This window comes from Vibrio fortis, from assembly GCF_000695685.1.
GTDB lineage: Bacteria > Pseudomonadota > Gammaproteobacteria > Enterobacterales > Vibrionaceae > Vibrio > Vibrio fortis_A.
Genome location: NZ_JFFR01000020.1, coordinates 192,676 through 200,449, shown reverse-complemented (window position 1 = coordinate 200,449; position 7,774 = coordinate 192,676). Strand labels below are relative to the sequence as shown.

Genomic DNA, 7,774 nt, shown 5'->3' with positions numbered 1-7,774 from the left:
CCAGATTTAGGTTCTGGCGCCGCAAGGTGTGAGAGTTCAAGTCTCTCCTTCCGCACCATTATTCTTCTTCGGAAACGAAGAACGTGTGATTGACACATAAAACAATCCAGTTGGGCTATCGCCAAGCGGTAAGGCACCGGCTTTTGATGCCGGCATTCCCTGGTTCGAATCCAGGTAGCCCAGCCACTAATACAACGTTATTGAGATTCACCAATCATCTCCTTAACTACACTATTTGCTAGAAAAATTCCCTGGTTCGAATCCAGGTAGCCCAGCCACTAATACAACGTTATTGAGATTCACCAATCATCTCCTTAACTACAAATTGATGCGGAAGTGGCGGAATTGGTAGACGCACCAGATTTAGGTTCTGGCGCCGCAAGGTGTGAGAGTTCAAGTCTCTCCTTCCGCACCATTATTCTTCTTTGGAAACAAAGAGATCTCGAAAGAGAAACAAGTGGGGGGGGGGGGGGGGGGGGGGGGGGGCAGATTTAGGTTCTGGCGCCGCAAGGTGTGAGAGTTCAAGTCTCTCCTTCCGCACCATTATTCTTCTTCGGAAACGAAGAACGTGTGATTGACACATAAAACAATCCAGTTGGGCTATCGCCAAGCGGTAAGGCACCGGCTTTTGATGCCGGCATTCCCTGGTTCGAATCCAGGTAGCCCAGCCACTAATACAACGTTATTGAGATTCACCAATCATCTCCTTAACTACAAATTGATGCGGAAGTGGCGGAATTGGTAGACGCACCAGATTTAGGTTCTGGCGCCGCAAGGTGTGAGAGTTCAAGTCTCTCCTTCCGCACCATCATTAGAGACCCAGCTTTTTAGCTGGGTTTTCTTTTATCTGAAATATACAAATCTGCTAACCACATCACCAAGTATTTCCCCTAGATTCAGCACTTAGTTAACTTTTTATAAGACAATGTCGGCTCCACTTTTACATCGAGTATGACAGCGCTATGAGAACTCTCCCTTTAACCATCGGTTGCTACACAGAAGATCCAAATGGAAGCCAAGGTGTATATCAAACTCAGTTAGATCTGGAAACAGGTAAGCTGAACCCTCCACAACTGATCGCAAAGTGCATTAACCCCTCTTTTGTTGTCTCTACAAAGCTGGGCATCTATACCGCATCTGAAATCGACCAACAGTCCCAACCTCAGCTATTTCATGTCTCAGAGACAGATTCAAACGTCCCATCCAACTCTGGGTGCATATTGGGGGATCACCCTTGCCATATCTCGATAGATCCTAACCATAAGTTTGCCATCACCTCTCAATACTCTTCCGGCACATTCGATATTTTTAGTTTGGGTATCAACGGCAACATCGATAAACGAATCGAAACACTAAAAATGTCAGGTTCAGGCCCTAACCAAGATAGACAAACAGGGCCACATGCTCATCAGTCGCTGTTCTTAACGCACTCGCCACAGTTTGTCACCGTTGATCTTGGTGCCGATCACATCAACTTCTACTGCTTCGATGAGGAGCAAGAGGAGTTTTTGGAAGAGCCAGTACAATCTATTCAAGTTCCTGCGGGCAATGGGCCTCGTCATATGGTTTTCAATAAGGCTGAAGACAAAGCCTATGTTATCTGTGAGCTATCTGAAACGATTCTAATGCTAGAGAAGGCAGTTGGACGTTGGCATATTGTCGAGGAGATGGATGCGCTTCCTAATACAGAAAAAGGAGAAGCGGCCGCAGCGATCAAGCTATCGCCAGATGAGCAGCATCTTTATGTCTCTTGCCGATATCAATCAAGGATCAGTCACTTTAAACTCGACCCAGTGAATCAAAAGCCGGTTTTTGTAGATAGCTATCGTACTGAAGGCAGCTTCCCTCGTGATTTTCATATTACCGATGATGGAGAGTGGCTAATCGCGGCAAATCAACACTCCAACAATCTCACCTCTTTCAAACGCAATAAACTAGACGGCTCTTTAACCTACAGCGGTCATTCTTTGGAAGTGGGTTCGCCGGTTTGTGTAACACAACAAATATCGTGAGTAGCAGATACAAAAAAGGAGAGCATTGGCTCTCCTTTACTTCTTTAGCTGTACGAGACTATAAACTACAGCCCCAAAGCATACTTCAATACTTGGTTTTTAATTGGTCCAGAGTTCTCTGCAAGCTTTAATGCTGCATTACGAACAAACTTAAGTGGGCCAAGATCATTACTAAACGTCTTGTAGAAGAAGTCCATGCCACTCTGCATGATTAGGTTATCTCCTCTTCTTTTAACCTCGTAACTTCTTGCGACAGAGTCAGTTAACTCACCCTGCTCTTTAGTTAGGCTGATTAGAGCTGCCACATCTTTAAAGCCCAGGTTAACCCCTTGCCCAGCGAGAGGGTTGATGGTGTGTGCAGAATCTCCGACCAAGATGCAGTTGTTTTGAGCGTAACGCTGAGCATGTCGACGGGTTAATGGGAAAGAGCCCGATTGAAGCACTTTGATATCACCCAGCTCCGCAGGGAAGTGACTTAACACTTCTGCACGCAGCTTCTCTGGACTCATTGCTGACAATTGCTTAATACGTGACGGCTTGTCGTACCAAACCAAAGAGCCTTGCCCCACTTCCTTACCCTCTTCCGTAAGCGACGCCAAAGGTAAAAAAGAACGAGGGCCACTTGGTAGGAATTGCTGCCAGGTAATGTCTTGCTGAGGAAGCTCCGTCTCGACATTGATCAGCATGCAGTGTTGGCGGTAATCCCAGGCCGTGATACCAATTCCCGCTTGCTGACGAACAGCCGAATTCGCGCCGTCTGCACCAACAACCCATTTAGCTGATAGACGCAAGCCCGACTGCAACACCACAGTGTTCGTTTCACCAAATTCAATGGTATCGAGCTTTTCTGGGCATAGCAGTTCAATATTGTCATAGCGTTCAAACTGCGCCCACAACCCAAGTTGGATAAGGCGGTTTTCGACGATATAGCCCAGTCGAGGTAACTCTAAAGATGCAGCGTCAAATCGCGTACGGCACTCTGGATGCTCCCAAGTCTCTAAGCGTTTATATGTGCAAACTCGCATATTCTCGATTGCATCCCAAGCACCTAGCGAATCCAGCAGATCCACAGAGGCTTGAGAGATCGCAGAGACACGAATGTCCATAGGTTGTGTCTTTTCGAAAGCTTGCGGGGCAAATCCCTCGATCACCGCGACACGCATACCTTGCTGCGCAAATCCGATAGCGGTTGCTGCACCAACCATACCACCGCCGACTACCACAATATCGTAACTGTTCATATTTTGTACTTATCAGTTTGATTCAATGACTGTTTTTGATTGTACGTTTTCACAACTTACTTGTAACCAAAAACCTTAATCTCAAAATGGACAATCCCTTGCTGCGTATAGTGTTTCTCGAAATAACTAACAATCTTAACGAGAATAAAAACCACTACATAAGAGATTTTGCTAGACCACTAGTCAGTCGGTTTTGAAACCAGTACAATACGCCGCTTGCTGTTAGGGTAGCGCTATTTTAGCCATATTTAGAAGCTATAATAGAGACCATAACCGCGGATTAACACTGGGCGATTTGCTCCCTTAAATTAAACTAACGATCGAGCGAACAAAACATGAGTAAGAAACTGCTAATTAAAACTTGGGGCTGCCAGATGAATGAATACGATTCATCAAAAATGGCTGACCTGCTAAATGCCGCAAATGGCTATGAGCTAACAGAAGTACCTGAGGAAGCAGATGTACTACTACTGAATACCTGTTCTATCCGCGAAAAAGCGCAAGAGAAAGTATTCCACCAGCTTGGTCGTTGGAAAACGCTAAAAGACAAAAAAGACGGTGTTGTGATCGGTGTGGGTGGCTGTGTAGCGACTCAAGAAGGCGACCACATTCGTGAGCGTGCGCCATACGTTGACGTAATCTTTGGCCCACAAACACTGCACCGCCTACCAGAGATGATCAAACAATCTCTGAGCAATGAAGCGCCAGTAATGGACATCTCTTTCCCAGAGATCGAGAAATTTGACCGTCTACCAGAGCCACGCGCTGAAGGTGCAACAGCATTCGTTTCTATCATGGAAGGCTGTTCTAAGTACTGTACTTACTGTGTTGTACCTTACACTCGTGGCGAAGAAGTTAGCCGTCCAATGGATGACGTGCTATTCGAAATCGCACAACTTGCAGACCAAGGTGTACGTGAAGTAAACCTACTAGGCCAAAACGTAAACGCGTACCGTGGTCCAACGCACGAAGGCGACATCTGTTCATTTGCAGAACTACTTCGTCTTGTAGCTTCTATCGATGGTATCGACCGTATCCGTTTCACAACGAGCCACCCACTTGAGTTTACTGACGATATCATCGCTGTATACGAAGATACGCCAGAGCTTGTGAGCTTCCTGCACCTACCAGTACAAAGTGGTAGTGACCGCATCCTAACGATGATGAAGCGTCCTCACACAGCTATCGAATACAAGTCGATCATTCGTAAGCTACGTAAAGCTCGTCCTGATATTCAAATCAGTTCTGACTTTATTGTTGGCTTCCCAGGTGAAACAGCAATGGATCACCAAGCAACGATGAAACTGATCAAAGACGTAGATTTCGATATGAGTTTCAGCTTTATCTTCTCTCCTCGTCCAGGTACACCTGCTGCAGATTACCCATGTGACGTGCCTGAGCAAGAGAAAAAAGAGCGTCTATACGAACTACAACAAGTGGTTAACTCTCAAGCAATGCGCTACTCGCGTCTGATGCTTGATACAGAACAACGCGTTCTTGTGGAAGGTCCGTCTAAGAAGAACCTAATGGAGCTTCGCGCGCGTACTGAAAACAACCGTGTTGTTAACTTCGAAGGCAGTGCCGACCTTATCGGTCAATTCGTTGATGTGAAGATCACTGATGTATTCGCTAACTCTCTACGTGGTGAACTGGTTCGTACAGAAAAAGACATGGACCTACGTACTATCATCTCTCCAACTCAGATGATGGCGAACACCAAACGTGAAGACGAGCTAGGTGTAGCAACATTTACGCCGTAAGCGAAACATCTAGATTCAGCACAAAGCTGAACTACAAAGCTTGAAATTACCTAACTAAGTGACCATCTTAGAAATAGGGAAATCGCCACTAGAAGCCCGGTCCCAATCGGGCTTCTTGCTCTTTGTTTATTGAAAAGAGTGGGTGGCACAAAATGAGAGGCTAATTTGAGCAATAAAATCGTTACCCTAGAGATCAATCTAGAACCAGCAGATAACCGTCGCCTTGCAAGCCTATGTGGCCCATTCGATGACAACATTAAACACCTCGAACGCCGTTTAGGTGTCGAGATCAACTACCGCAGCAACTTTTTCACTATCGTCGGCAAGCCTCACACGGCTGCAGCTGCGCTTGAGATCGTTAAGCGTCTGTATGTTGAGTCTGCTCCGGTGAAAGGTAATATTCCAGATATCGAGCCAGAGCAAATCCATCTGGCGATTAAAGAGTCAGGTGTCTTAGAACAAACAACTGAGTCAAGTATTGAGCACGGCAAAGAAGTGTTCATCAAGACTAAGAAAGGCGTGATTAAGCCACGTACGCCAAACCAAGCGCAATACCTAATGAACATGGTCACTCATGACATCAGCTTTGGTATTGGTCCTGCAGGTACAGGTAAGACTTACCTAGCGGTGGCAGCAGCAGTAGATGCTCTTGAGCGCCAAGAGATCCGTCGTATTCTACTAACACGTCCAGCAGTTGAAGCTGGCGAGAAACTCGGCTTCCTTCCTGGTGACTTAAGCCAGAAAGTCGACCCTTACTTGCGTCCTCTTTATGATGCACTGTTTGAGATGCTAGGTTTTGAACGTGTTGAGAAACTGATTGAGCGTAACGTGATTGAGGTTGCACCTCTTGCGTACATGCGTGGTCGTACTCTGAACGATGCCTTCATCATTCTTGATGAAAGCCAGAACACCACGGTTGAACAGATGAAGATGTTCCTGACCCGTATCGGCTTTAACTCACGTGCGGTAATCACGGGTGATATCACCCAAATCGATTTACCTCGTGGTGCGAAGTCTGGTCTACGTCATGCAACAGAAGTACTGAGCGAAGTCGATGACATCAGCTTTAACTTCTTCATGTCTGAAGACGTGGTTCGTCACCCAGTTGTTGCTCGTATCGTTAACGCATATGAGAAATGGGAAGCGAAAGACCAAAAAGAGCGTAAGGAGTTTGAACGTCGTAAGCGTGAAGAGCGTGAGGCCAAACTACTTGAGGCTCAACAGCCAGCTGAGAAACAATTAGCAACACAAAATAGCTCTGTCGTTGCAGAACAAGGTGATAAATAGATGTCTATTGAACTAGACCTGCAATTAGCAGTCGAAGATGAACAAGGCTTACCGACTGAGCAAGACATTCAGCAATGGTTGGACAAAACCATTCCACAATTCCAAGAGAATGCGGAACTGACTATTCGTATCGTTGATACGGAAGAGAGCCACCAGCTGAATCATGAGTATCGCGGAAAAGACAAGCCAACCAATGTGTTGTCTTTCCCGTTCGAGGCGCCTCCGGGCATTGAACTCGATCTTTTAGGTGATCTCATCATTTGTCGCCAAGTGGTAGAAAAAGAAGCAGAAGAGCAAAACAAGCCTCTGTTAGCACACTGGGCTCATATGGTTGTACATGGCAGTCTGCATCTGCTAGGTTATGATCATATCGAAGATGATGAAGCTGAAGAGATGGAGTCACTCGAGACAGAAATCATGCAAGCTATGGGGTACGAAGACCCTTACATCCTAGAAAAGTAAACCGATTCTAGGAAGATAGGTTGCAGAGAAACAGCAGCTCCACGAACCTTGAAACACTATTGGTATCTGAGTTGTTATGTGTGCTATCACACTTCTGATAGCGTTATTTTTTGAGAAATCATGAACGAAGGTAACCCCCCCACTTCTGAGGGAAGTAAAAAATCTGAAGGTCCGAGTAGAAAGTCCTTCTTTGAACGCCTAGGCCAACTATTTCAAGGCGAGGTAAAAGACCGCCAGGAGCTCGTAGATGTAATCCGCGACTCTGAAATTAATGACCTAATTGACCATGACACTCGCGACATGCTTGAGGGTGTAATGGAAATCTCTGAGATGCGCGTGCGTGACATCATGCTACCGCGTTCTCAAATGGTCACAGTTGAACGCACCGATGACTTAGATACATTGATTGCGTTGATTACTGATGCTCAACACTCTCGCTACCCAGTGATCAGTGAAGATAAAGACCATGTAGAGGGCATTCTTTTAGCGAAGGACCTACTTAAGTATTTGGGCTCAGACAGCGCCCCATTCGACATTGAGCAAGTGATTCGCCCTGCGGTTGTTGTTCCAGAAAGTAAGCGTGTTGACCGCCTACTCAAGGAGTTCCGTGAAGAGCGTTACCACATGTCTATCGTTGTCGATGAGTTCGGCGGTGTATCTGGTCTCGTAACCATTGAAGATATCCTCGAAGAAATCGTTGGTGAAATTGAAGACGAGTTCGACGATGAAGAAGAGTTAGACATTCGTAAGCTGAGCAAGCATACCTTCTCGGTAAAAGCTTTAACCACTATTGAAGAGTTCAATGATACATTTGGAACCAGCTTTAGTGACGACGAAGTGGATACTGTTGGTGGTATGGTGATGACAGCCTTTGGGCATCTGCCGACCCGCGGTGAAATTGTAGAAATTGAAAACTACCATTTCAAAGTAACCTCTGCAGATAACCGCCGTGTGATTCAATTACAGGTGACTATCCCAGACGAGCAACCTCTTCCAACTATCGAAGAATAAC

The 7,774-nt window shown here is 46.0% G+C and carries 7 protein-coding genes and 4 tRNA genes; 9 read left to right on the top strand and 2 right to left on the bottom strand.

Going from position 1 to position 7,774, the window contains the following annotated elements:
* The first annotated feature begins 111 nt into the window (after positions 1-111).
* Positions 112-186, top strand: a tRNA-Gln gene (locus VFDL14_RS10685).
* Between the two features lie 144 nt (positions 187-330).
* Positions 331-415, top strand: a tRNA-Leu gene (locus tag VFDL14_RS10690).
* Here VFDL14_RS10690 and VFDL14_RS25050 read toward each other — a convergent pair.
* Positions 416-544 carry a hypothetical protein gene (locus VFDL14_RS25050; RefSeq protein WP_268844471.1) on the bottom strand — a complete coding sequence of 43 codons (129 nt, stop codon included), beginning with the start codon at positions 542-544 and terminating at the stop codon, positions 416-418.
* Positions 545-596: 52 nt separating this feature from the next.
* Here VFDL14_RS25050 and VFDL14_RS10695 point away from each other — a divergent pair.
* From VFDL14_RS10695 to VFDL14_RS10705, 3 genes are all read left to right on the top strand, one after another.
* Positions 597-671: transfer RNA gene (locus VFDL14_RS10695), tRNA-Gln, on the top strand.
* A 52-nt stretch (positions 672-723) separates the two neighbouring features.
* A tRNA-Leu gene (locus tag VFDL14_RS10700) sits at positions 724-808 on the top strand.
* A gap of 154 nt (positions 809-962) precedes the next feature.
* Entirely contained in the window at positions 963-2,012 is a 1,050-nt protein-coding gene (locus tag VFDL14_RS10705; protein WP_032551455.1) for a lactonase family protein, read from the top strand.
* 65 nt (positions 2,013-2,077) lie between these two features.
* On the opposite strand, the gene VFDL14_RS10710 is transcribed toward VFDL14_RS10705, so the two are convergent.
* Complete coding sequence (locus tag VFDL14_RS10710) at positions 2,078-3,253, bottom strand: 2-octaprenyl-3-methyl-6-methoxy-1,4-benzoquinol hydroxylase (protein WP_032551454.1); 1,176 nt, start codon at positions 3,251-3,253, stop codon at positions 2,078-2,080.
* A gap of 335 nt (positions 3,254-3,588) precedes the next feature.
* On the opposite strand from VFDL14_RS10710, the gene miaB reads away from it, so the two are divergent.
* From miaB to corC, 4 genes are all read left to right on the top strand, one after another.
* Positions 3,589-5,013: a tRNA (N6-isopentenyl adenosine(37)-C2)-methylthiotransferase MiaB gene (miaB, locus tag VFDL14_RS10715; protein ID WP_032551453.1), complete on the top strand. Its 1,425-nt coding sequence runs from the start codon at positions 3,589-3,591 to the stop codon at positions 5,011-5,013.
* Between the two features lie 165 nt (positions 5,014-5,178).
* Positions 5,179-6,300 carry a PhoH family protein gene (locus tag VFDL14_RS10720; RefSeq protein ID WP_032551452.1) on the top strand — a complete coding sequence of 374 codons (1,122 nt, stop codon included), beginning with the start codon at positions 5,179-5,181 and terminating at the stop codon, positions 6,298-6,300.
* Positions 6,301-6,762 carry an rRNA maturation RNase YbeY gene (ybeY, locus tag VFDL14_RS10725; protein ID WP_032551451.1) on the top strand — a complete coding sequence of 154 codons (462 nt, stop codon included), beginning with the start codon at positions 6,301-6,303 and terminating at the stop codon, positions 6,760-6,762. It begins immediately after the preceding gene.
* A 120-nt stretch (positions 6,763-6,882) separates the two neighbouring features.
* Positions 6,883-7,773 carry a CNNM family magnesium/cobalt transport protein CorC gene (gene corC, locus VFDL14_RS10730; RefSeq protein ID WP_032551450.1) on the top strand — a complete coding sequence of 297 codons (891 nt, stop codon included), beginning with the start codon at positions 6,883-6,885 and terminating at the stop codon, positions 7,771-7,773.
* Position 7,774: the final 1 nt, after the last annotated feature.

What these genes read in the sequence shown, in the direction of transcription:
- VFDL14_RS25050 (WP_268844471.1), bottom strand. Translation starts at nt 544, where the DNA reads ATGGTGCGGAAGGAGAGACTTGAACTCTCACACCTTGCGGCGCCAGAA.
- ybeY (WP_032551451.1), top strand. Translation starts at nt 6,301, where the DNA reads ATGTCTATTGAACTAGACCTGCAATTAGCAGTCGAAGATGAACAAGGC.
- VFDL14_RS10705 (WP_032551455.1), top strand. Translation starts at nt 963, where the DNA reads ATGAGAACTCTCCCTTTAACCATCGGTTGCTACACAGAAGATCCAAAT.
- miaB (WP_032551453.1), top strand. Translation starts at nt 3,589, where the DNA reads ATGAGTAAGAAACTGCTAATTAAAACTTGGGGCTGCCAGATGAATGAA.
- VFDL14_RS10710 (WP_032551454.1), bottom strand. Translation starts at nt 3,253, where the DNA reads ATGAACAGTTACGATATTGTGGTAGTCGGCGGTGGTATGGTTGGTGCA.
- corC (WP_032551450.1), top strand. Translation starts at nt 6,883, where the DNA reads ATGAACGAAGGTAACCCCCCCACTTCTGAGGGAAGTAAAAAATCTGAA.